General features: G+C 66.4%; 21 protein-coding genes. 11 read left to right on the forward strand and 10 right to left on the reverse strand.

The features are described 5' to 3' along the window. Positions 1-9 precede the first annotated feature (9 nt). Positions 10-747 (reverse strand): ComF family protein, encoded by a 738-nt coding sequence (locus tag P0Y43_RS03445; RefSeq protein ID WP_275635906.1) that lies wholly within the window; start codon positions 745-747, stop codon positions 10-12. Positions 748-836: 89 nt separating this feature from the next. Between P0Y43_RS03445 and bioB the strand changes: the two genes are divergently transcribed. From bioB to P0Y43_RS03490, 9 genes are all read left to right on the forward strand, one after another. After that, the gene (gene bioB, locus P0Y43_RS03450; protein ID WP_275635907.1) at positions 837-1895 is read left to right on the forward strand and encodes a biotin synthase BioB; all 1059 of its coding nucleotides are present in this window, start codon (positions 837-839) and stop codon (positions 1893-1895) included. Positions 1896-1897: 2 nt separating this feature from the next. Then, a complete protein-coding gene (bioF, locus tag P0Y43_RS03455) occupies positions 1898-3070 on the forward strand; it encodes an 8-amino-7-oxononanoate synthase (protein ID WP_275635908.1) in 1173 nt (390 codons plus the stop codon). Next, on the forward strand, positions 3063-3794 hold the full coding sequence (locus P0Y43_RS03460) for an alpha/beta fold hydrolase (RefSeq protein WP_275635909.1): 732 nt from the start codon (positions 3063-3065) through the stop codon (positions 3792-3794). The genes bioF and P0Y43_RS03460 overlap by 8 nt, the downstream gene beginning before the upstream one ends. Then, entirely contained in the window at positions 3787-4611 is an 825-nt protein-coding gene (gene bioC, locus P0Y43_RS03465) for a malonyl-ACP O-methyltransferase BioC (RefSeq protein ID WP_275635910.1), read from the forward strand. Before P0Y43_RS03460 ends, bioC begins: the two co-directional genes overlap by 8 nt. Position 4612: 1 nt before the next feature. Beyond that, positions 4613-5293, forward strand: a complete 681-nt coding sequence (gene bioD / locus P0Y43_RS03470) for a dethiobiotin synthase (protein ID WP_275635911.1) — start codon at positions 4613-4615, stop codon at positions 5291-5293. A gap of 135 nt (positions 5294-5428) precedes the next feature. After that, entirely contained in the window at positions 5429-5725 is a 297-nt protein-coding gene (locus P0Y43_RS03475) for a pyrroloquinoline quinone biosynthesis protein PqqE (protein ID WP_275635912.1), read from the forward strand. 278 nt (positions 5726-6003) lie between these two features. Continuing rightward, positions 6004-7809 (forward strand): phenylacyl-CoA dehydrogenase, encoded by a 1806-nt coding sequence (locus tag P0Y43_RS03480; protein WP_275635913.1) that lies wholly within the window; start codon positions 6004-6006, stop codon positions 7807-7809. A gap of 225 nt (positions 7810-8034) precedes the next feature. Beyond that, positions 8035-9318 carry a GGDEF domain-containing protein gene (locus P0Y43_RS03485; RefSeq protein ID WP_275635914.1) on the forward strand — a complete coding sequence of 428 codons (1284 nt, stop codon included), beginning with the start codon at positions 8035-8037 and terminating at the stop codon, positions 9316-9318. Between the two features lie 120 nt (positions 9319-9438). Beyond that, positions 9439-11217: an acyl-CoA dehydrogenase C-terminal domain-containing protein gene (locus P0Y43_RS03490; protein WP_275635915.1), complete on the forward strand. Its 1779-nt coding sequence runs from the start codon at positions 9439-9441 to the stop codon at positions 11215-11217. A 336-nt stretch (positions 11218-11553) separates the two neighbouring features. On the opposite strand, the gene P0Y43_RS03495 is transcribed toward P0Y43_RS03490, so the two are convergent. After that, a complete protein-coding gene (locus tag P0Y43_RS03495; RefSeq protein WP_275635916.1) occupies positions 11554-12462 on the reverse strand; it encodes a LysR family transcriptional regulator in 909 nt (302 codons plus the stop codon). A gap of 211 nt (positions 12463-12673) precedes the next feature. On the opposite strand from P0Y43_RS03495, the gene P0Y43_RS03500 reads away from it, so the two are divergent. Together P0Y43_RS03500 and P0Y43_RS03505 are read left to right on the forward strand one after the other, a co-directional pair. Continuing rightward, positions 12674-13948: an aspartate aminotransferase family protein gene (locus tag P0Y43_RS03500; protein WP_275635917.1), complete on the forward strand. Its 1275-nt coding sequence runs from the start codon at positions 12674-12676 to the stop codon at positions 13946-13948. A 208-nt stretch (positions 13949-14156) separates the two neighbouring features. Next, positions 14157-14315 carry a YqaE/Pmp3 family membrane protein gene (locus P0Y43_RS03505; RefSeq protein WP_009681539.1) on the forward strand — a complete coding sequence of 53 codons (159 nt, stop codon included), beginning with the start codon at positions 14157-14159 and terminating at the stop codon, positions 14313-14315. 52 nt (positions 14316-14367) lie between these two features. On the opposite strand, the gene P0Y43_RS03510 is transcribed toward P0Y43_RS03505, so the two are convergent. The 8 genes from P0Y43_RS03510 to P0Y43_RS03545 all read right to left on the reverse strand — a co-directional run bounded on the left by P0Y43_RS03510 (position 14368) and on the right by P0Y43_RS03545 (position 22687). Continuing rightward, positions 14368-16176, reverse strand: a complete 1809-nt coding sequence (locus P0Y43_RS03510) for an alpha/beta hydrolase family protein (protein ID WP_275635918.1) — start codon at positions 16174-16176, stop codon at positions 14368-14370. Further along, positions 16142-17290 carry a pyrroloquinoline quinone biosynthesis protein PqqE gene (gene pqqE, locus P0Y43_RS03515; RefSeq protein ID WP_275635919.1) on the reverse strand — a complete coding sequence of 383 codons (1149 nt, stop codon included), beginning with the start codon at positions 17288-17290 and terminating at the stop codon, positions 16142-16144. Before pqqE ends, P0Y43_RS03510 begins: the two co-directional genes overlap by 35 nt. Beyond that, complete coding sequence (gene pqqD / locus P0Y43_RS03520; RefSeq protein WP_275635920.1) at positions 17262-17537, reverse strand: pyrroloquinoline quinone biosynthesis peptide chaperone PqqD; 276 nt, start codon at positions 17535-17537, stop codon at positions 17262-17264. The genes pqqE and pqqD overlap by 29 nt, the downstream gene beginning before the upstream one ends. Continuing rightward, entirely contained in the window at positions 17534-18283 is a 750-nt protein-coding gene (pqqC, locus tag P0Y43_RS03525) for a pyrroloquinoline-quinone synthase PqqC (RefSeq protein WP_275635921.1), read from the reverse strand. Before pqqC ends, pqqD begins: the two co-directional genes overlap by 4 nt. A gap of 64 nt (positions 18284-18347) precedes the next feature. Continuing rightward, positions 18348-19259 carry a pyrroloquinoline quinone biosynthesis protein PqqB gene (pqqB, locus tag P0Y43_RS03530; protein ID WP_275635922.1) on the reverse strand — a complete coding sequence of 304 codons (912 nt, stop codon included), beginning with the start codon at positions 19257-19259 and terminating at the stop codon, positions 18348-18350. 68 nt (positions 19260-19327) lie between these two features. Next, positions 19328-19399, reverse strand: a complete 72-nt coding sequence (pqqA, locus tag P0Y43_RS03535; protein WP_003243383.1) for a pyrroloquinoline quinone precursor peptide PqqA — start codon at positions 19397-19399, stop codon at positions 19328-19330. Between the two features lie 121 nt (positions 19400-19520). Continuing rightward, positions 19521-21839, reverse strand: a complete 2319-nt coding sequence (pqqF, locus tag P0Y43_RS03540) for a pyrroloquinoline quinone biosynthesis protein PqqF (RefSeq protein ID WP_275635923.1) — start codon at positions 21837-21839, stop codon at positions 19521-19523. 59 nt (positions 21840-21898) lie between these two features. Beyond that, positions 21899-22687: a carbon-nitrogen hydrolase family protein gene (locus tag P0Y43_RS03545; protein WP_275635924.1), complete on the reverse strand. Its 789-nt coding sequence runs from the start codon at positions 22685-22687 to the stop codon at positions 21899-21901. Between the last annotated feature and the right edge of the window lie 14 nt (positions 22688-22701).

Here is a 22701-nt window from a genome sequence, read left to right on the forward strand (position 1 = left end):
CGGGCCAAGTCAACCCTGCTGGGGTTTGGGCGTGCGCGCCAGGCAATACACATCGACGCGGCGAGCGCCGGCCTTGCGCAGCAGTTGGGCAATCGCCCGGGCCGTGGCGCCGGTGGTCAGCACGTCGTCGATGAGCGCGATATGGCGACCCTCGACGTCGCTACCTGGCGACAGGCTGAAGGCCTGGCGCAGGTTGCGCTGGCGGGCCTTGGCGCCCAGGGACTGCTGCGCCAGGGTCTCGCGTGGGCGCTTTAGCTGCCGCTCATCGCAGGGGATGTCCAGTTGCTTCGACAACCAGCGCGCCAATAGCCCGGCTTGGTTGAAGCCACGTTGGCGCAGTCGACGCCGGGCCAGGGGGACGGGCAACAACTGCTCGGGCCGTGGCAGGCCTTCCATGTAGCGGTGCTGCAAGGCTTGGCCGAGCAACTGCGCCAGCAGGCGCCCCAGCGGCCACTGGCGGTTGTGCTTGAAGCGACTGATCAGGGTGTCGACCGGAAAGCCATAGTGCCAGGGCGCGACCACCTGCTCGAAGGGCGGCGGACGGCGGCTGCACGGGGCGCAGGTCAGGCCCGCCAGCGGCAATGGCAGGGCGCAGCGGGCGCATTGCTCATCGAGCCACGGCAGCTCCAGTTCGCAGGCCAGGCATAAGGGATGGGGTTGCCCGGCGTCGGTGCCGCAGAGCAAACATGCCTGGTTAATATTTAGACACTTGTAAACCAGTGTCTTGATGCGTGGTTGACAGTGCATGGGCCTTCCGTGACTATGCGAGCTATCCGTGATGCGCTGGCGGGCTTTCCTGTCCCGGCGCCAGTCAGAGCCTAGATAGGGAAACGCCGATGAGCGCCAGCACAATTGCAACAACACGTCACGACTGGGCCCTGGCCGAGGTCAAGGCCCTGTTCCAGCAGCCGTTCAATGACCTGTTGTTCCAGGCGCAGACCGTGCATCGGGCGCATTTCGACCCCAACCGCGTGCAGGTTTCGACCCTGCTGTCGATCAAGACCGGCGCCTGCCCGGAAGATTGCAAGTACTGCCCGCAGTCCGGCCACTACAACACCGGGCTGGAAAAGCAGAAGCTGATGGAAGTGCAGAAGGTGCTGGAGGAAGCTGCCCGCGCCAAGGCCATCGGCTCCACGCGTTTCTGCATGGGCGCGGCGTGGAAGCATCCGTCGGCCAAGGACATGCCGTACGTGCTGGAGATGGTCAAGGGCGTCAAGGCCATGGGCTTGGAGACCTGCATGACCCTCGGTCGACTCGACCGCGAGCAGACCGAAGCCCTGGCCGAGGCCGGCCTGGACTACTACAACCACAACCTCGACACCTCGCCGGAGTTCTACGGCAGCATCATCACCACCCGCACCTACGGCGAGCGCCTGCAAACGCTGGCGTACGTGCGTGATGCCGGCATGAAGATCTGCTCGGGCGGCATTCTCGGCATGGGCGAGTCGCTGGACGACCGCGCCGGCCTGCTGATCCAACTGGCCAACCTCCCGGAACACCCGGAGTCGGTGCCGATCAACATGCTGGTCAAGGTCGCCGGTACCCCGCTGGCCGAAGCGCAAGACGTCGACCCGTTCGACTTCATCCGCATGCTGGCGGTGGCGCGCATCCTCATGCCGAAATCCCACGTGCGCCTGTCGGCCGGCCGCGAGCAGATGAACGAGCAGATGCAGGCCCTGGCCTTCATGGCCGGCGCCAACTCGATCTTCTATGGTGAAAAACTACTGACCACCGCCAACCCCCAGGCCGACAAGGACATGCAACTGTTCGCGCGTCTCGGCATCCAGCCCGAAGCACGCGAGGAGCACGCCGACGAAGTGCACCAGGCGGCCATCGAGCAGGCGCTGGTCGAGCAGCGCAGCAGCGAGCTGTTCTACAACGCGGCCTCGGCCTGAGCATGGCGTTCGACCTGGCGGCGCGCCTGGCCGAACGGCGCGCCGCTGACCTCTATCGGCAGCGCCCGTTGCTGGAAACCCCGCAGGGGCCGCAGGTGGTGGTCGATGGCCAGCCGTTGCTGGCCTTTTGCAGCAACGACTACTTGGGCCTGGCCAACCACCCCGAAGTGATCGCCGCCTGGCGCACCGGTGCCGAGCACTGGGGCGTCGGGGGTGGCGCCTCGCACCTGGTGATCGGCCACAGTGCGCCGCACCACGCGGTGGAAGAGGCCATCGCCGAGCTGACCGGGCGCCCGCGTGCGCTGTTGTTCTCCACCGGCTACATGGCCAACCTCGGCGCCATCACCGCGCTGGTCGGGCAAGGCGACACGGTGTTGCAAGACCGCCTCAACCATGCCTCGCTGCTCGATGGCGGCTTGCTCAGCGGCGCGCGTTTCAACCGCTACCTGCACAACGACCCGGCCAGCCTGGCCAGCCGCCTGGAAAAGGCCACGGGCGATACCTTGGTGGTCACCGATGGGGTGTTCAGCATGGACGGCGACCTCGCCGACTTGCCGGCCCTGGCGGCGGCCGCGCGGCCGCATGGGGCTTGGCTGATGGTCGACGATGCGCATGGCTTCGGCACCCTGGGCGCCAACGGTGGCGGCATCGTCGAACACTTCGGTCTGGGCGTGGACCAGGTGCCGGTGCTCATTGGCACGCTCGGCAAGGCCTGCGGCACCGCAGGTGCCTTCGTCGCCGGCAGCGAAGACTTGATCGAGGCGCTGGTGCAGTTCGCCCGGCCCTACATCTACACCACCAGCCAGCCCCCGGCCCTGGCCTGTGCCACGCTCAAGAGCCTCGACCTGCTGCGCCGTGAAAGCTGGCGCCGCGAGCACCTGAATGCGTTGATCCGCCAGTTCCGCGAGGGCGCCCGGCAGATCGGCCTGGCGCTGATGGACAGCCCGACGGCGATTCAGCCGATCCTGATCGGCGACAGCGCGCGGGCCTTGCAGCTGTCGCGCCTGCTGCGCGAGCGCGGCCTGCTGGTGACCGCCATTCGCCCGCCGACCGTTCCGGCCGGCAGCGCGCGCCTGCGCGTGACCCTGAGCGCGGCGCACAGTGCGGCGCAGGTCCAGCTATTGTTGAATGCATTGGCTGAATGTCATGCACAGTTGGAGCCTGCCGATGCGTAACCGACTGATTCTCCTGCCCGGCTGGGGGCTGGGCACCGCGTCACTGGAACCCCTCGCCGCCAGCCTGCGTGCCCAGGACCCGCGCTTGCAGGTCGAACTGGCGCCGCTGCCGGAACTGGCGGACAGCGACGTGCAAGCCTGGGTCGAGCATCTCGACCGCAAGCTGCCCAACGATGCCTGGCTCGGTGGCTGGTCGCTCGGCGGCATGCTCGCCAGCGCCCTGGCGCACAAGCGCGGCGACCACTGCTGCGGCCTGCTGACCCTGGCCAGCAACCCCTGCTTCGTGGCCCGCGCGGACTGGCCCCACGGCATGGCCGAGGACACCTTCGGCACTTTCCTCGACGGTTGCCGCAGCCATGCCCAGGTCACCCTCAAGCGTTTCCGCACCCTGTGCAGCGACGGCGCGCAGCAGCCGCGCACGCTGCTGCGCCAGCTCGGCGTCGGCGTGCCGGACATCGACCCGCTGTACCTGGCCACCGGCCTCGAAGTACTGGCCAAGCTCGATACCCGTCATGCCCTGGAGCAATACGGCGGCCCGCAACTGCATCTGTTCGCCGGTAGCGATGCGCTGGTGCCGGCGGGTGCGGCCAAGGCCTTGAGCGAGCTGCTGCCGGACGTGGAGGTCGGCCTGGTCGAAGACAGTTCCCACGCCTTCCTGCTGGAATACCCACAGGAGTTGGCGGCGGGTATCAAGAGTTTCCTGCATGAGAGTGGCGATGACTGACCTTTCCCGACCGACCTTGCCCGGTGCCCTGCCCGACAAGCGCCAGGTGGCCGCCTCGTTCTCTCGCGCTGCGGCCAGCTACGACAGCGTGGCGGCCTTGCAGCGTGCGGTGGGCGATGCCCTGCTCGGACAACTGCCGGCCAGCATGGCGCCTTCGCACTGGCTCGACCTGGGCAGCGGCACGGGCCACTTCAGTCGGGTCTTGGCCGAGCGCTTTGCCGGCGCGACCGGTGTGGCGGTGGATATCGCCGAGGGCATGCTCGGGCATGCATGCGCGCAGGGCGGTGCGCGTTATCACGTGGCCGGCGACGCTGAGCGCCTGCCGTTGCGCGATGCCTGTTTCGACTTGGTGTTCTCTAGCCTGGCGGTGCAGTGGTGCGGCCAGTTCGCCAGCGTGCTGGGCGAGGCCCGGCGCGTGCTGCGGCCGGGGGGCGTGCTGGCCTTCAGCAGCCTGTGCGTCGGTACCCTGGAGGAGCTGCGCGCCAGCTGGCAGGTGGTGGACGCGCTGGTGCACGTCAACCGCTTTCGCCGTTTCGAAGACTACCAGCGCCAGTGTGCTGCCAGTGGCCTCGAGGTGCTGGGCCTGGCGCGCCAACCCCATGTATTGCACTACCCCGACGTGCGTAGCCTGACCCACGAGCTCAAGGCCCTCGGCGCGCACAACCTCAACCCGGGGCGCCCTTCGGGGTTGACCGGCCGGGCACGGATGCAGGGGCTGCTGCAGGCCTATGAACGGTTCCGCCAGCCGCAGGGGCTGCCGGCGACCTACCAGGTGGTCTATGGTGTGCTGCGCAAGCCGCTGGATGAGGAGGCGTGAGATGAGCCAGGCCTATTTCATCGCCGGCACCGACACCGATGTCGGCAAGACCACCATCGCCGCCGGTTTGCTGCATGCCGCTCGTTCGCAGGGCCTGAGCACCCTCGGCGCCAAACCGGTGGCGTCCGGTTGCACGGTCACGGCCAAGGGCCTGCGCAACAGCGATGCGCTGGCGTTGATCGACGAAAGCACGCTGAAGCTGCCCTATGAGCAGGTCAACCCGTTCGCCTTCGAACCGGCCATCGCCCCGCACCTGGCGGCGCGCGAGGCCGGTGTGGCACTGAGTGTGCCGACCTTGCTGGCGGCCATGCGCCAGGTGCTGGCCCAAGGTGCGGATTTCACCCTGGTCGAGGGCGCTGGTGGCTGGCGCGTGCCGCTGTCGGGCCACGCCAACCTGTCGGACCTGGCCATGGCCCTGAAGCTGCCGGTGATCCTGGTGGTCGGGGTGCGGCTGGGTTGCATCAACCATGCGTTGCTCAGTGCCGAGGCGATCGCGCGTGATGGCCTGCAACTGGCGGGCTGGGTGGCGAACATCGTCGACCCGCGCACCTCCAGGCTGGAGGAGAACCTCGCCAGCCTGGCCGAGCGGCTGCCGGCGCCGTGCCTGGGACGGGTACCGAAGCTCAAGCAGGCCACTGCCGATGCCGTGGCGGCGCATTTGCAACTGGACCTGCTGGACTGACACGGTTCCCTGTAGGGGCGGGATTCAGCGCTCTCTATTGGCTGGCACTAGGCTATTAGGGATTTAAACGGGCCTTTTCGCCTCGGGGCTGCTTTAATGGAGCGTGTTCGTCTTTCGCTTTCTTGGAGTTCCGAAATGGAAATCACCGGTAGCTCTGCCTTCTATGCGGGCCTCGGCGCCATCCAGGCCGGGCAGAACCGCGTCGACCAGGCCGCCAGCCAGATCGCCAGCAACAGCGTCGAACGCTCGGCCACCAGCCAGTCCAGCGACTTCCAGGCTGAACGCCTGCGCGCGGTCGATCGCAGCCAGCAGATGGACCTGGCCACCAGCACCGTCGAGTTGGCGCTGGGCAAGCATCAGCTCGAGCTTGGCGTGAAAGTCGCCAAGGCCTCCGACGAGATGCTCGGCCGCTTCATCGACACCTACGCCTAACCCCCGACAGCTCACTCGCCTGTAGGCGCGTGCTCGTAAGCGATTGCGTCGTCTGTAGCATCTGACAGAACGTAGTCGCGGGGCGAGCCCGTTCCTACAGGGTTTTCGTACCTGCGTGGCGCATATGGCCTGTTTCGAGGCGTAAATGACACCATGGTCTGTTCTTGACATTGCCCGGAGCTAAACGTAAGTTTCAAACACTTGTTTGACCGAAAGCCACCAAGAGCTGGTCGGTATTCGCGGTCTCCCCACCGAACTCATCACAGAGGTTCATCGCCATGCCTGATTACAAAGCCCCCTTGCGTGATATTCGCTTCGTCCGCGACGAGCTGCTCGGCTACGAAGCGCACTATCAGAGCCTGCCGGGTTGCCAGGACGCCACGCCCGACATGGTCGACGCGATCCTCGAGGAAGGCGCGAAGTTCTGTGAGCAGGTGCTGGCCCCACTGAACCGCGTGGGCGACCAGGAAGGCTGCACCTGGAGCGAGTCGGGCGTGAAGACCCCGACCGGCTTCAAGGAAGCCTACCAGCAGTTCGTCGAAGGTGGCTGGCCGAGCCTGGCCCATGACGTCGACCACGGCGGCCAGGGCCTGCCGGAGTCGCTGGGCCTGGCGATCAGCGAAATGGTCGGTGAGTCGAACTGGTCCTGGGGCATGTACCCGGGCCTGTCCCACGGTGCGATGAACACCATCTCCGAGCACGGCACCCCCGAGCAGCAGGAGGCCTACCTGACCAAGCTGGTCACTGGCGAGTGGACCGGCACCATGTGCCTGACCGAACCGCACTGCGGCACCGACCTGGGCATGTTGCGCACCAAGGCCGAGCCGCAGGCCGACGGTTCCTACAAGGTTTCCGGCACCAAGATCTTCATCTCCGCTGGCGAGCACGACATGGCCGACAACATCGTCCATATCGTCCTGGCCCGCCTGCCCGACGCCCCGGCGGGCACCAAGGGCATTTCCCTGTTCATCGTGCCGAAGTTCCTGCCCAACGCCGACGGCGGCGCGGGCGAGCGCAACGCTGTGAGCTGTGGCTCCATCGAGCACAAGATGGGCATCCACGGCAACGCCACCTGCGTGATGAACTTCGACGGTGCCACCGGCTACCTGATCGGCCCCGCCAACAAGGGCCTGAACTGCATGTTCACCTTCATGAACACCGCTCGCCTGGGCACCGCGCTGCAAGGCCTGGCCCACGCCGAGGTGGCGTTCCAGGGTGGCCTGAAGTATGCCCGCGAGCGTCTGCAGATGCGTTCGCTGACCGGCCCGAAAGCCCCGGAAAAAGCCGCTGACCCGATCATCGTCCACCCCGACGTGCGGCGCATGCTGCTGACCATGAAAGCCTTCGCCGAGGGCAACCGCGCCATGGTCTACTTCACCGCCAAGCAGGTGGACATCGTCAAGTACAGCCAGGACGAGGAAGAGCGCAAGAAGGCCGATGCGCTGCTGGCCTTCATGACCCCGATCGCCAAGGCGTTCATGACCGAAGTCGGTTTCGAAGCCGCCAACCACGGCGTGCAGATCTACGGTGGCCACGGCTTCATCGCCGAGTGGGGCATGGAGCAGAACGTGCGCGACAGCCGTATCTCCATGCTGTACGAGGGCACCACTGGCATCCAGGCCCTCGACCTGCTGGGCCGCAAGGTGCTGATGACCCAGGGCGAAGCGCTCAAGGGCTTCACCAAGATCGTCCACAAGTTCTGCCAGGCCCAGGAAGGCAACGAGGCGGTCAAGGAGTTCGTCACCCCGCTGGCCGCGATCAACAAGGAGTGGGGCGAGCTGACCATGAAGATCGGCATGGCCGCGATGAAGGACCGCGAGGAAGTCGGTGCCGCTTCGGTGGACTACCTGATGTACTCCGGCTACGCCTGCCTGGCCTACTTCTGGGCCGACATCGCCCGCCTGGCTGCCGAGAAACTGGCCGCCGGCACCAGTGAAGAGGCGTTCTACACCGCCAAGCTGCAGACTGCGCGTTTCTACTTCCAGCGCATCCTGCCGCGTACCCGTACCCACGTGGCGGCGATCCTGTCGGGTGCCGACAACCTGATGGCGATGAAGGAAGAAGACTTCGGTCTGTCGATCTAAGCCCTGCAGCTGTACGAAAAACCGCCTGCCTTAACCGGCCGGCGGTTTTTTCTTGCCTGTACCGGCCTCATCGCGGGGCCGGCGGGGTGTGCCTGTGAGTGCAACTGTCTTATCCGGTAACGAGAAAACTCCTACGACGCGCGATCCGTATTCATCTATTCATGTGCGCTGCCGATGAACTATGGGCACAATGCCATTATCGATCTGCCGGGTCGGAGATTACCCTTGTTTCGTTTATCCGCGGTACGCGCGAGCCACTTCCTGCCTTCACTGCTGTTATTGGTGTCGGGGCTCGCGGCGGCGTACGTCAGGGACCTCAGCGTCTTCTTCACGTCCCTGTTCAACGTCTTGCCTACCTTGGTGCTGCTGCTCGGCGGTGCCTACTGCGCGGTCTACCGTCGCCAGCGCGAGCTGTTCCTGATGGTCACGGTGTACATCGCCTACTTCCTGCTCGATACCCAGACCGACTACTACCGCGACAACGGTCACGTGCGCGAGGACGCGGCCGTAGTCTTCCACTTGGTGTGCCTGCTGCTGCCCGCGCTTTACGGGTTGTTCGGCGCCTGGCAGGAGCGCACCCACCTGGCCCAGGACATGCTCGCCCGCTTCGCCGTGCTGTTCGCCGTCGGCAGCGTGGCGCTGGCGCTGGAGCAGAGTTTCCCGCAGGCGCTGCTGGCCTGGCTGGCAGAGATCCGCTGGCCGGCGTTGCACGGCCAGTGGATGGCCTTGATCCAGATGGTCTACCCGCTGTTCCTGGTGGTGTTCGTCCTGCTGGTGGTGCAGTACCTGCGTGAACCCAGGCCCCTGCATGCGGCGCAGGTCATCGGGCTGCTGGGTATCTTCTGGATGTTGCCGCAGACCTTCATCCTGCCCTTCACCCTGAACATCATGTGCAGCCAGGTGATGATGATGATCGCCGCCGCGGTTTCCCACGAGGCCTACCAGATGGCCTTCCGCGACGAGCTGACCGGCCTGCCCGGGCGCCGTGCGCTGAATGAGCGCATGCAGCGCCTGGGGCGCAACTACGTAATCGCCATGACCGACGTGGACCACTTCAAGAAATTCAACGACACCCATGGCCACGACGTCGGTGACCAGGTGCTGCGCCTGGTCGCCAGCCGCCTGTCGAAAGTCACCGGTGGCGGCCGCGCCTACCGCTACGGCGGCGAGGAGTTTGCCCTGGTGTTCGCTGGCAAGACCGCCGAGGAATGCCTGCCGCACCTGGAGGCAGTGCGCGAGATGATCGCCAACTACGCGATTCAACTGCGTGACCAGCACAACCGGCCCCAGGACGATTCGGCGGGACGCCAGCGCCGCGCCGGGTCCGCAGGCAACACGGTATCGGTGACCATCAGTATCGGCGTCGCCGAGCGCCTGGCTGAGCACCGTAACCCCGATGAGGTGCTCAAGTCCGCCGACCAGGCGCTGTATAGCGCCAAGGGCGCGGGGCGCAACTGCGTCATGGTCTCGGGCCAGCAATCGCGGCGCGGCGCCATTCGCACTGCGTGACTGAAATGAACTATACGGTCGCGTGATGACCCTATGTCTCGCAAAAGTTGTTCGGTTACACTGCAGGCAACCCAGAGTGCGGTCCGCAGACCGCCCCGACCCTGCTAGCGAGAGGTTGTCATGGCCGACTATAAAGCGCCGCTGCGCGATATGCGCTTCGTACTCAATGAAGTCTTCAAGGTCGCCGACCTGTGGGCGCAACTGCCCGGGCTGGCCGAGGCGGTCGACGCGGACACTGCCCTCGCCGTGCTGGAAGAGGCGGGCAAGGTCACCGGCAAGAGCATCGCGCCACTGAGCCGTGCCGCCGACGAGGAAGGCTGCCAGTGGGACAACGGCAACGTCCGCACCCCGGCAGGCTTCATCGAGGCCTACAAGACCTACGCTGAAGGTGGCTGGGTCGGCGTTGGCGGCGACCCGCTGTTCGGCGGCATGGGCATGCCCAAGGCGATCTCGGCCCAGGTCGAGGAGATGGTCAACGCATCCAGCCTGTCGTTCGGCCTGTACCCGATGCTCACGGCCGGGGCCTGCCTATCGATCAACGCCCACGCCAGCGAAGCGCTGAAGGAAAAGTACCTGCCGAACATGTACGCCGGCGTGTGGGCCGGCTCCATGTGCCTGACCGAGCCCCATGCCGGCACCGACCTGGGTATCATCCGCACCAAGGCCGAGCCGCAGGCTGACGGTTCCTACAAGGTTTCCGGCACCAAGATCTTCATCACCGGCGGTGAGCACGACCTCACCGAGAACATCATCCACCTGGTATTGGCCAAGCTGCCGGACGCCCCGGCGGGGCCCAAGGGCATCTCGCTGTTCCTGGTGCCGAAGTTCCTGGTCAATGAAGACGGCAGCCTCGGCGCGCGCAACCCGGCGACCTGCGGCTCGATCGAGCACAAGATGGGCATCCAGGCCTCGGCCACCTGTGTGATGAACTTCGACGAGGCGGTCGGTTATATCGTCGGCGAGCCCAACAAGGGCCTGGCGGCGATGTTCACCATGATGAACTACGAACGCCTGGGCGTCGGCATCCAGGGCCTGGCGTCGGCCGAGCGCTCCTACCAGAACGCCGTCGAATATGCCCGCGACCGCCTGCAGAGCCGCGCGCCGACCGGCCCGCAGGCCAAGGACAAGGTCGCCGACCCGATCATCGTCCACCCCGACGTGCGCCGCATGCTGCTGACCATGAAGGCGTTGATCGAAGGCGGCCGTGCCTTCTCCACCTATGTCGCGATGCAACTCGACAGCGCCAAGTACAGCGAAGACGCCGCCACGCGCACGCGCAGCGAAGAGTTGGTGGCGCTGCTGACGCCGGTGGCCAAGGCGTTCCTCACCGACCTGGGCCTGGAGTGCGCGGTGCATGGCCAGCAGGTGTTCGGCGGCCATGGTTACATCCGCGAGTGGGGCCAGGAACAGTTGGTGCGGGACGTGCGCATTACCCAGATCTACGAAGGCACCAACGGCATCCAGGCGCTGGACCTGATGGGTCGCAAGGTGGTGGCCAGCGGTGGCGCCTACTACCGGTTGTTCTCCGACGAGATCCGCCAGTTCATTGCCAGTGCCGACGCGGGCCTGGGGGAGTTCACCGCACCCTTGGCGGGCGCGCTGGACCAGCTCGACGGGCTGACCGAATGGGTCCTGGAGCAGGCCAAGGGCAACCCCAACGAGATTGGCGCGGCGTCGGTGGAGTACCTGCATGCCTTCGGCTACGTGGCCTATGCCTACATGTGGGCGCTGATGGCCCGCACCGCGCAGGCGGGCGAGGGGGACGAGGCGTTCTATGGGGCGAAACTGGGCACGGCGCGGTTCTATTTCGCCCGGCTGCTGCCGCGGGTGCAGTCGTTGGTGGCGTCGGTGAAGGCGGGCAGCGAGTCGCTGTACCTCCTGGACGCCGAGCAGTTCTGACCGATCGAGGTGAGCCATCGCGGGGCAAGCCCCCACAGGTACCCGTTGATTGTGCATGCAACGGAGTACCCGTGAGATGGGTCGGCCGTGGGTTAAAACGCAATGGCTGAAAAACCTTATCTTTGTAAGCTTTCTCTTACGTGACGTGGTGACTTTTCGCCTCTTTCCAATAATTGGATCCACGGTTAATCTTTGTCACATGGACGTAGCGCAGGAAGCGCGAAGGACAGAACACGGACACGTAGGATTTCCCGCCAGGACGGTGGGGCGATAAGGATGTCAGGGAAACAGTCTAGGAAACCCCGCTTCGGCGGGGTTTTCTTCGTCCAGCGTTTTTCAGCCGCGCCCCTCCAGTGGCCGGGCGTCGCTTTCTTCTTCCAGCAGGGTCCGCAACAGCTCCACCGACGCTTGCTGACGTTGCGCATCGCGGAACACCAGGCCGACCTTCAGCGGTACCCGTGGCTCGCTCAATGGCTTCCACAACAGCGCCTGGTCATCCTCGGCGGCCTCCTTGGCGCGGCCTGGCAAGATGGTCGCCAGTGCGGTGTGCGCCAGGCTGTCGAGAATCCCCGCCATGTTGTTCATTTCCGCCTGCACCTGCGGTCTGCGCCCCAGGTTGGCCAACTGCGCCTGCCAGATCTGGCGGATCTGGAATTCTTCCCCGAGCATCAGCAGCGGTTGTTCGGCCGCTTGTCTGATCGACACCTTCTTGAAGTCCTTCAAGGGGTGGGTATTGGGGATGACAAGCTGCAGTTCATCTTCGTACAGCAGCAAGCCATGCAACCCCGGTTGGCGGGGCGGCAGGTAGCTGATGCCGATATCCAGGTTGCCGTTGAGCAGGCGCCGTTCGATCTCCTGCCCCGACAGTTCGTAGATCTGCACCACCAGGTGCGGCTGCGCCCGGCGCACCTTCTCCAGCAAGCGCGGCACCAGGCTTGGCCGCACGGTTTGCAGCACGCCGATGGCCAGGGTGCGCAGCGACTGGCCCTTGAAACCGCGCATGGCTTCGTGGGCGCGCTGCAAGCCGTCGAGCAACGGCAGGGCATGGTTGTACAGGGTATGGGCGGCGAGGGTCGGCAGCAGGCGCTTGTTGCTGCGCTCGAACAGGCTCAGGTCGAGGCTGTGCTCCAACTGGCGGATCTGCTGCGATAGCGCCGGCTGCGACAGTGACAGGCGCTCGGCCGCGCGGCCCACGTGGCCCTCTTCATAGACCGCGACGAAATAACGCAGTTGGCGAAAATCCATAAGTTCTTCTTATCGAAAATGCTGAAAAAACGAAATGGCCGCGCACCGCCGGCAGGCCTAGTCTATCGGCGTATTCCGTAGGCCTGAAGCATTCCTGGAATGGATTTCACCCCCGGCCACGAAACACTTTTGATAGGCAAGGCAAACGATCGACCGCCGGCACAGACCGGGGCGCCTTGACCACCGCCTGACGTGATTGCCTGGAGCCCCGATGAACCTGTTCAAGCTGCGCCGCTCGGCCCCTGTCGGCGAGCCCCTGCCTGCCGTGCCGCCTCCAGCGCAGGCCCCGCAGCGGGCCCGTGAGCGGCTGATGCCCGGGAGTGGGCGGGCGCCGCAGGTGTTCGTGCGGGGCCAGGGCTCCTGGTTGTGGGACGACGCCGGCCATGCCTACCTGGACTTCACCCAGGGCGGCGCGGTCAACAGCCTCGGCCACAGCCCCGATGTGCTGGCCAAGGCGTTGGGCAGCCAGGCCCAGGCGCTGATCAACCCTGGCGCCGGCTATCACAGCGCGGGCCTGCTGAACCTGGTCGAGCGCCTGTGCCAGAGCACCGGCAGCGACCAGGCCTACTTGCTCAACAGCGGCGCCGAAGCCTGCGAGGGGGCGATCAAGCTGGCGCGTAGATGGGGCCAGCTGCACCGCAACGGCGCCTACCACATCATCACCGCCAGCCAGGGCTGCCATGGGCGCAGCCTGGGCGCGTTGTCGGCCTCCGACCCGCTGCCGTGCAATCGCTGCGAACCGGGCCTGCCGGGTTTCAGCAAGGTGCCGTTCAATGACCTGGCGGCGCTGCACGCCGAGGTCGACTCGCGCACCGTGGCGATCATGCTGGAGCCGATTCAGGGGGAGGCTGGGGTGATTCCAGCGACCCGCGAATACCTTCAGGGTGTCGAGCGGTTGTGCCGGGAACTGGGCATCCTGCTGATCCTCGACGAAGTGCAGACCGGCATGGGCCGCTGCGGTGCGCTGCTGGCCGAGCAGACCTATGGCGTGCGCGCTGACATCGTTACCTTGGGCAAGGGCCTGGGCGGCGGTGTGCCTCTGGCGGCACTGCTGGCTCGTGGTATCGCGTGCTGTGCCGCGCCGGGGGAACTCGACGGCAGCCATCATGGCAACGCGCTGATGTGCGCCGCCGGCCTGGCGGTATTGGAGACGGTCCAGGCGCCCGGCTTCTTCGAGCAGGTGCAGGACGCGGGGCGTCACCTGCGTGACGGGCTCAGTCGACTGGCCGGGCGTTACGGCCAGGGCGAGGTGCGCGGGCAGGGCTTGCTGTGGGCGCTGCAACTGCGTGAGGGGTGTGCACGGGGGCTGGTCGAGGCGGCGTTGCAGGAGGGGTTGTTGCTGAATGCGCCGCAGCTGGATGTGTTGCGTTTCTCTCCAGCGCTGACCGTGAGCAAGGGCAATATCGACGAGATGCTGTTACGCCTGGCACGGGCCTTTGCGCGGCTGCATGCGCGCCAGCAGGGGCGCCGGGAGGCGTCGGCCTGATCGAGCGAATTCAATGAACCGTCTGGCGTAACCTGCGCGTCGCCCCTGGCCTGTGGTATTTGGCCTGGGGCGTTTTTTTGCCTGGGGTTTTGACGGTGGGGCCGGCATAGGCACAGCAAAGGCAGTTGCTCTTACCGACCCCTGGCAACAGTGGAACCTCTTGCACGCCCAGCTAGTCTCTGTTGGGAACCCTACAGGAGACGCACGCATGGACTTCATTCGCATCATCATCGCCATTATCCTGCCGCCGCTGGGCGTGTTCCTGCAGGTCGGGTTCGGCGGGGCGTTCTGGCTGAACATCCTGCTCACCCTGCTGGGGTACATCCCGGGGATCGTGCACGCGGTGTACATCATCGCCAAACGCTGAACGGGCCGGGGCCGCGATGCGGCCCTTTCGCGACGCAACGTCGCTGGCCAGGCTACTGGCCCAACACCCGGCAATAGAACCTCCATTCTTCCTCCAGCGCATGGGCGAGGTTCTGTGCGTTACGGAACCCATGCCGCTCGCCGGCGTAGAAATGCCCCTGCGCCTCCACTCCATTGGCCCGCAGCGCCGCCAGCATGCTGCGGGTCTGCTCTGGCACCACCACCGCGTCCAGTTCGCCCTGGAAGAAGATCACCGGTGCCTTGATCTGCCCGGCATGCAGCAGCGGGGTGCGCTGGCGGTAGCGTTCGGCGTCGCGCAGCGGGTCGCCGATCAGCCAGTCCAGGTAATCGCCTTCGAACTTGTGGGTGGCGCGGGCCAGGGCCAGTGGGTCACTGACGCCATACAGGCTGGCGCCGGCGCGGAACACGTCGTGGAAGGCCAGGGCGCAGAGGGTGGTGTAGCCGCCAGCGCTGCCACCCCTGATGAACGCCTTGGCCGGGTCGACCAGGCCGCGTGAGGCAAGGTGGGCCACCGCCGCGCAGGCGTCCTGCACGTCCAATTCGCCCCAGCGCAAATGCAGGGCCTGGCGGTAGGCGCGGCCATAGCCGGTGCTACCCCGGTAGTTGAGGTCGGCGACGGCGAAGCCGCGTTGGGTCCAGTACTGGATGCGCGGGTCGAGCACCGGGTAGCACGCCGACGTCGGCCCGCCGTGGATGAACACCACCAGTGGCGGCAGTGCTGCCCCGTTCATCGCGGGGTAGAAGAACCCGTGGGCGACGCCGTCACCGCTGGCGTAACGGATCGGCTCGGGCTGGCTGATGCGCTCCACGGGCAGTACCGCGGCGCCCCCCGCGAGCACCTGCACGGCATGACCGTCGCGGGCGATGGCGATCACCGCAGGCGGGCTGATCGCCGAGGCGGCGATGGCGTAGAGGTGGGTGTCGTCCATGGCCAGGCTGCGAAAACGCGTGTAGGCGCTGGCGAAACGCTCCATTTCACCGTCAGTCAAGCGCAGCCCTAATTGTGCGACACCGTCTTCGAACCAGGTCGCCAGGTAGCTGTGCGGCCCCAGGGCGCGCCATGTGCTGGCGCCCAGTTGCCAAGGTGCGGCGGCATGGTCGGCGGCGTGGGCTGGCAGCGCTTGCCAGGCGCCATCGCGTTCGCCCCAGGGCTGCCAGAAACCGTTGCGGTCCGACAGGCAATAAAGCTGGCCCTCGGCGTCGAAGCACGGTTGCTGCAGCGACTCGTCCAGCCCCGCGACACAGCGCGCTGGCCCCTCGCCGTCGCGGCACATCAGGCGGGTGCGGGTCCAGGGCTGGTGCGGGCGGTCCCACTCGATCCAGGCCAGGCGCAGGCCATCGTCGCTCAAGGTCGGTGCGGCATAGAAGTCGGCGCCCTCGGCGAGGACGTGGCGTTCGCCGTCGGCCAGGGCGACGAGGCGATGGCCGACGGCGTCGCCATGCTGCTCCTCGACCGCCAGCACCCGGCCGGCGTGCCACAGCACATCGCCGTAGCGGCAATCGGCGTTGGCGCTCAACGCGCGTGGCGCCGAGCCGTCCAGGGCCTGGGTGTAGAGCTGTTGGTCCTGCTCATTGACGAACACCACGCCATCGCCGCCCAGGCAGAAACTGCCGCCACCGTATTCGTAGACCCGGCTACGCACACTGAAGCCGTCCGGGGTCACGCAGCGGGCCTGGCCGTCACACCAGTGCCACAGGCGGCAGGCGCCGTCGGCGGGGCGGAACTCGTTCCATACCAGGCCTTGGGCGCCGACCTTGAGTTCGGCGAAATCAGTGCCGGCGGCCACGGCCTGGGCCGCGCTGAAATCAGCCTCGGGCGATGACATGCGAGTTGCGCTCATTGCGGAAGGTCAGCTGTTCGATGGCGAGGTCGGCCTGCTCGGCCTCCTCGCGAGCCTTGAGGATCACGCCGTGGTCTGGCGACTTGGCGCACACTGGGTCGGCCTTGCTGGCATCGCCCGTGAGCATGAATGCCTGGCAGCGGCAGCCGCCGAAGTCTTTCTCCTTCTCGTCGCAGGAGCGGCAGGGCTCGGGCATCCAGTCGTAGCCGCGGAAGCGGTTGAAACCGAAGGAGTCGTACCAGATGTGGCGCAGGTCGTGCTCGCGCACATTGGGGAACCGCACTGGCAGTTGCCGCGCGCCGTGGCAGGGCAGGGCGGTGCCGTCGGGGGTGATGGTCAGGAACAGGCTGCCCCAGCCATTCATGCAGGCCTTGGGGCGCTCCTCGTAGTAGTCCGGGGTGACGAAGATCAGCTTGCACGGATGGCCTTCGGCCTTGAGCCGGGCGCGGTATTCGTTGGTGATGCGCTCGGCGCGCTCGAGTTGCGCTCGGGTCGGCAGCAGGCCCAGGCGGTTCAGCTGCGCCCAGCCGTAGAACTGGCAGGTGGCGAGCTCGACGAAGTCGGCTTCCAAGGCCAGGCACAGCTCGATGATGCGGTCGATCTTGTCGATGTTGTGCCGGTGGGTGACGAAGTTCAGCACCATTGGATAGCCATGGGCTTTTACTGCGCGCGCCATCGCAAGCTTCTGCGCGAAAGCCTTCTTCGAGCCCGCCAGCAGGTTGTTCACCTGCTCGTCGCTGGCCTGGAAGCTGATCTGGATATGGTCCAGCCCGGCCTCGCGGAAGGCGGCGATCTTGCGCTCGGTCAGGCCGATGCCGGAGGTGATCAAGTTGGTGTAGTAGCCCAGCCGGCGGGCTTCGCCGATCAGCTCGGCGAGGTCCTGGCGCACCAGCGGCTCGCCGCCGGAGAAGCCGATCTGCGCCGCGCCCAGCGCACGCGCCTCGGCCATCACCTTGAACCACTGCGCGGTGCTCAGCTCCTGGCCTTGCTTGGCGAAGTCCAGCGGGTTGGAGCAGTACGGGCACTGCAACGGGCAGCGGTAGGTGAGCTCGGCCAGCAGCCACAGCGGCAAGCCGACCGGCACCTCAGGCGAGGACGATCCAGTGCTCGGCACGGGCCACCTCCATGAATTGCTCGATGTCGTCGGCGACCTCGGGCACGTCGGGGAATTGCTGTTGCAGCGTGGCGATGATCGCCGCCACGTCGCGTTGGCCGTCGATCAACGCGCCGATCAGGCCGGCGCTCTCGTTGAGCTTGATCATGCCCTCGGGGTACAGCAGCACATGGCCCTGTTGCGCGGGTTCGTACTGGAAACGGTAGCCGGGGCGCCAGGTCGGCACCTGCTTGCGGTCGAAACTCATAGGACGATCCCCTTGTGCCAGGCCCGCTCGCGGGTGACGGTGTGGTAGGGCGGGCGGTTCAGCTCGTAGGCCATGCTCATGGCGTCGAGCATGCTCCAGAGGATATCCAGCTTGAATTGCAGGATCTCCAGCATGCGCTGTTGCGACGCGGCGTCGGTGCAGTGCGCGAGGGTGATCGCTAGGCCGTGCTCGACGTCGCGGCGGGCCTGGCCCAGGCGAGTGCGGAAGTAGTCGTAGCCGGCGGGGTCGATCCACGGGTAGTGCTGGGGCCAGCTGTCCAGGCGCGACTGGTGGATCTGTGGGGCGAACAGCTCGGTCAGCGAGCTGCTGGCGGCCTCCTGCCAGTTGGCGCGGCGGGCGAAGTTGACGTAGGCGTCGACGGCGAAGCGCACGCCGGGCAGCACCAGTTCCTGGGAGCGCAACTGGTCGGGGTCGAGGCCCACGGCCTGGCCCAGGCGCAGCCAGGCCTCGATGCCACCGTCCTCGCCGGGGGCGCCGTCATGGTCGAGCAGGCGCTGAATCCACTCGCGGCGGATTTCGCGGTCCGGGCAGTTGGCCAGGATCGCGGCGTCCTTGAGGGGGATGTTCACCTGGTAGTAGAAGCGGTTGGCGACCCAGCCCTGGATCTGCTCGCGGGTCGCACGGCCTTCGTACATCGCCACGTGGTAGGGGTGGTGGATGTGGTAATAGGCGCCCTTGGCGCGCAGGGCCTGTTCGAATTCGGCGGGGGATAGGGCGTGGCTCATGGGGGCCTCTGTGGTGTCTGGGGCGGCGCTATCGCGGGGCAAGCCGCGTGGCGCGGGTGTTCTCCTACAACTCGATACTCATGCCATCGTAGGCGACTTCCACGCCGCGGCGCCGGACTTCGGCGCGTTCGGGTGAGTCTTCGTCGAGGATCGGGTTGGTGTTGTTGATGTGGATAAGCACCTTGCGTTGACGTGGGAAACCGTCCAGCACCTCGAGCATGCCGCCAGCGCCGTTCTGCGCCAGGTGGCCCATCTCACGGCCGGTGCGGGTGCCGACGCCACGCCGCTGCATTTCGTCGTCGTCCCACAAGGTGCCGTCGACCAGCAGGCAATCGGCGCCGTCCATCATCGCCAGCAGGGCGTCGTCGACCTGGCCCAGGCCCGGCGCGTAGAACAGCTTGCCGCCCGTGCGCAGGTCTTCCACCAGCAGGCCCAGGTTGTCGCCGGGGTGCGGGTCGAAGCGGTGTGGCGAATAGGGTGGCGCGGCACTGCGCAGCGGGAACGGGGTGAGCTTCAGGTTCGGGCAGGCGGGAATGACGAAACTGCCTTGCAGTTCGATGCGGTTCCACGCCAGGCCGCCATTCCAGGGGCTGAGCATGTTGAACAGCGGAAAACCGGTGGTCAGGTCCTGGTGGACCATGTCGGTGCACCAGACCTGGTGCGGACAGCCTTCGCGCAGGCTGAGCAGGCCCGTGGTGTGGTCGATCTGGCTGTCCAGCAGCACGATCGCGTCGATGCCGCTGTCACGCAGCGCACGCCCCGGCTGCATCGGCGCGAAGGCCTGGAGCTGGGCGCGGATGTCTGGAGAGGCGTTGCACAGTACCCAATGCACGCCATCGTCGGAGAGGGCGATCGACGATTGGCTGCGCGCGGTGGCGCGCAGGGTGCCGTCGCGAAAGCCCCGGCAGTTGGCGCAGTTGCAGTTCCACTGGGGGAAACCGCCGCCAGCGGCGGACCCGAGAATCTGGATATGCATCACTCTTTACCCGAACAGGCGAAAACGAAAACGCCCCGGCGAGCCGAGGCGTCGAACCGCACGGCGCATCAGCGATTGGCGAAGTACATGGTCACTTCGAAGCCGATACGCAGGTCAGTGTATGCAGGTTTGGTCCACATGGGCTTGCTCCTTTCGGTTGGATTTTTCGGTGAAAGATTGCGCTATCTTACAGAAAAAGTGACTGCTGAAAGGTTAAATCTTTGAAAGTTACCGTTACGCCAGTGGTAATGATCATGCCGTTCACCAGTGCTGCCATCCTCGTTCCGGGGCGGTGCCGTTGGCCAGGCAAAGCCAGCCGTGCTCGGCTGACAGCAGGCGTGCGGTCAAGTCGTCCAGATCGGATTGTCCAGTCATCAGGATAGACCTGCACATGTCGGAAAGATTCGAAGTGTGTGTAGCCAGTTGTGTCTGCCAGGCCCACTCGGCGAGTTCGGCGTGGCTCATGGCGGCGGCACTGAATTGCTCAGCGAGGGTTTGGCGGGCATGGGGTTCGAGGGTTACGCCCTGGCTCAGTAAGGTTTGCAGGTGCTGAAGGATTTCCTCGTGGGTGGCGTGGGGGGACTGCACGCCGAACAGCAGGCCAGCGAAACCTTCAAGCTGACGATAGGCGCTGAACACGCCGTAGCCCAATTGCAGTTCGACGCGCAGGCGCTGGTACACCGGGCCTTGCAGCAGGTGGGCCAGCAGGCGGCCGCTGGCTTGGAGTGCGGCGGGGAGTGGGCAGAACAGCAGCAGCGCCTGTTCGCTGGCCTGGTCTGGAACGCGGCGCCAGTGACGACCGGTTGGAAGCCGCGGCGGGGGAGTGCGGGCGGGGTTGCCCATCAGGTCGCGCAAGGTGGTGCCCAGGGCGTTTCTGGCTGGCGTGTCGAAGCCCAGGGCGAGGCCTTGCCAGTGGGTGCTGGCCCAGAGCTGCTCCAGCTGTGGCGGAGCCAGCGCGTGAACGGGCTGAGGCAGCGGCGTATACCCGTGCAGGGCGTCTGGCAGCGCCTTGAGCAGGGCTCGAAGGGGCATCAGCGGGGGCGAGGGGGGCGTTGTCACCTGCCAGTCGCCGGGCGTGCGCAGCAACGCGAGGGCTTGCTCGACGGTGCGGATCACCCCTGCGGGAGCGCCACTGCAATGAAGCGTCCAGTGCTCGCCAGCGGCACTCCATTGCAGGCGCAGCGAGGCGCGCTCGGCGCGTTCCTGCAAGGGCCGCAGGGCCTGCTCCAGCACGGGCAGGTAGCGTTCGCGCAGGGGAGAGGTTACGTGCCAGCGCAGGTAGAGCGCGGCGTGCTCATCGCCAGTGGGCATCAGGTCGATGGTCTGCAGCCCCTGCGGCAGTGGGGCGGGCGGGGTGCTTGGCAGGCTGGCGCTGAGCAGCGGGTCCGGCTCGGGCAGACGCCAGTGGCCGGTATCGCTGGCGGGCAGGTCGGCGAGCAGCGCCCGCAGGGCATGCAGTGCACTGCTGTCCAGTGCCTGGAAGGGGTTGCCCGCCGCATCGCGTCGGGCCAGGTCCAACGCGCTGGCGGTGCGTGCGCGGCACGCCTGCAATTGGCCGAAGGCATGGTTCAGACGCTGCGGCTCGGCTTGGCGAAGGAAGGCCAGCCAGCCGTGCAGCAGGGCTTGGGCCTGCTCGGTGCTGGCGTCTTCACTCAATTGCAACTGCAGGTGCCAAAGCACTTGCCCGGCAAAGGCATACAGCGGCTCGGCCTGGTAGGCCCGCAGCCAACCGCGCGCGCGCAGCTCACCCAGCCAGCCGCCTGGACGGCTGTCGCCGAGGTGGGCGAGCAGTAGCTCCAGCGCTGCTTCGGCGCCGGGCGGGAGGTGGTCGTGGGCGAACGACAGGCCCAGTTCGCCGGGAGGCGTAACGATTTGGCGCAGCGGCCCGTCCAGAAGCGCTGGCGTCAGCGAGGGTGCGCGCCGCTGGCCTTGACTGAACAACGCGCCGTAGGCCGTGCCCAGCGCTCGCAGTTCATCCAGCGGCTGAGGCCCACACAGGCTCAGGGTCATCTGCCCAGCCTGATAGAAGTCGTCGTGGAACTGCTTGAGGGCCTGCTGGAAAGCAGGGTTCTGCAGGGGCAGGCTGTAGCGGTTGCCGGCGTGGAAGGCGCTAAGCGGGTGGCGGGCGGAGACGGTCTGCAACCGTGCGAATTGACGTTGGGCTTGAGGATTGCGCGACCAGGCGATGAATTCGGCGTGGATCACCTCGCGTTCCCGGCGCTGGCGCTCGATGTTCAGGTCCGGTTCGGCGAGCATCTGGCACAGGCGCTCGAGGCCCCCGGCCAAGGCGGTGGAAGGCACCTCGAAGAAGAAGTCGGTGGTGCGTTCGCGGGTGGTGGCGTTGACCTGGCCACCTAGGCCCTGGACGTAACGCATCAGGCCGTTTTCCAGGGGAAAGCGCGAGGTGCCGAGGAAGAACAGGTGTTCGAGGAAGTGCGCAAGGCCGGGCCAGCGCGCGGGGGCGTCGTGGCTGCCGGCGTGGACCCGCAGCGCAGCGGCGGCGCGTTTCAGGCGCGTGGTGTGGCGCAGGGTCAGGTGCAGGCCGTTGCCTAGGGTGAGGTGCTGGATAAGGTCGGGCATGCATTCATGCTAATGCATTTATGGGGGCTGGGCGGGCTCATCGCGAGGCGAGCCCGCTCCTACACGCGATGCAGATCCCGGCGCAGGTCGGCCAGGTAGGGAAACGCCTGGCGCCCCTGCGCCACCCGCTCGCGCTCCAGCTCGGCGAACAGCTGGCACTCAGCATGGCCGGCCATCGCCAGCAGGCTGCCGTCCGGGCCGATGATGCTGCTTTGTCCGCAGTACTGGATCTCGCCTTCCGCCCCACAGTAGTTGGCGTACACCAGGTAGCACTGGTTCTCCTGGGCGCGGGCGCGCACGGTGACCTGGCAGGTGAAGTCGTAGGGCGCCATGTTCGCCGTAGGCACCAGCAGCAGCTCGGCGCCGGCCAGGGCCAGGCGCCGGGCGTTTTCCGGGAACTCGATGTCGTAGCAGATCAGCAGCCCGACCTTCCAGCCATCGAGCTCGGCCACCGGGAAGTGGTCTGGACCTGCGCTGAACATCGACCGGTCCAGCTCACCGAACAGGTGGGTCTTGCGATAGTTGCACAGGCTACGGCCATGAGCGTCGATCAGTTGCACGCTGTTGTACAGCGCGCCGTCCTCGGCCAGCTCCGGGTAGCCGTAGACGATGGCGATGCGCTGCGCCAGGGCGATTTCCACCACGGTCATGGCCGAAGGGCCATCGTCGGGCTCGGCCAGGCGTTGCACGGCGTCCAGGCCGATGTTGTAGCCGCTCAGGTACATCTCCGGGCACACCAGCAGTTGCGCGCCGCGCTCGGCGGCCAGTTGCGCCTGGTGCTGCAGGCGCTCGAGGTTGCCGGGCACGTCCAGTGGCCTGGGCGCGCCCTGGAACAGGGCGATGCGCATGGCGAATCCTCGTG

Source organism: Pseudomonas entomophila, from assembly GCF_029193575.1.
GTDB lineage: Bacteria > Pseudomonadota > Gammaproteobacteria > Pseudomonadales > Pseudomonadaceae > Aquipseudomonas > Aquipseudomonas entomophila_G.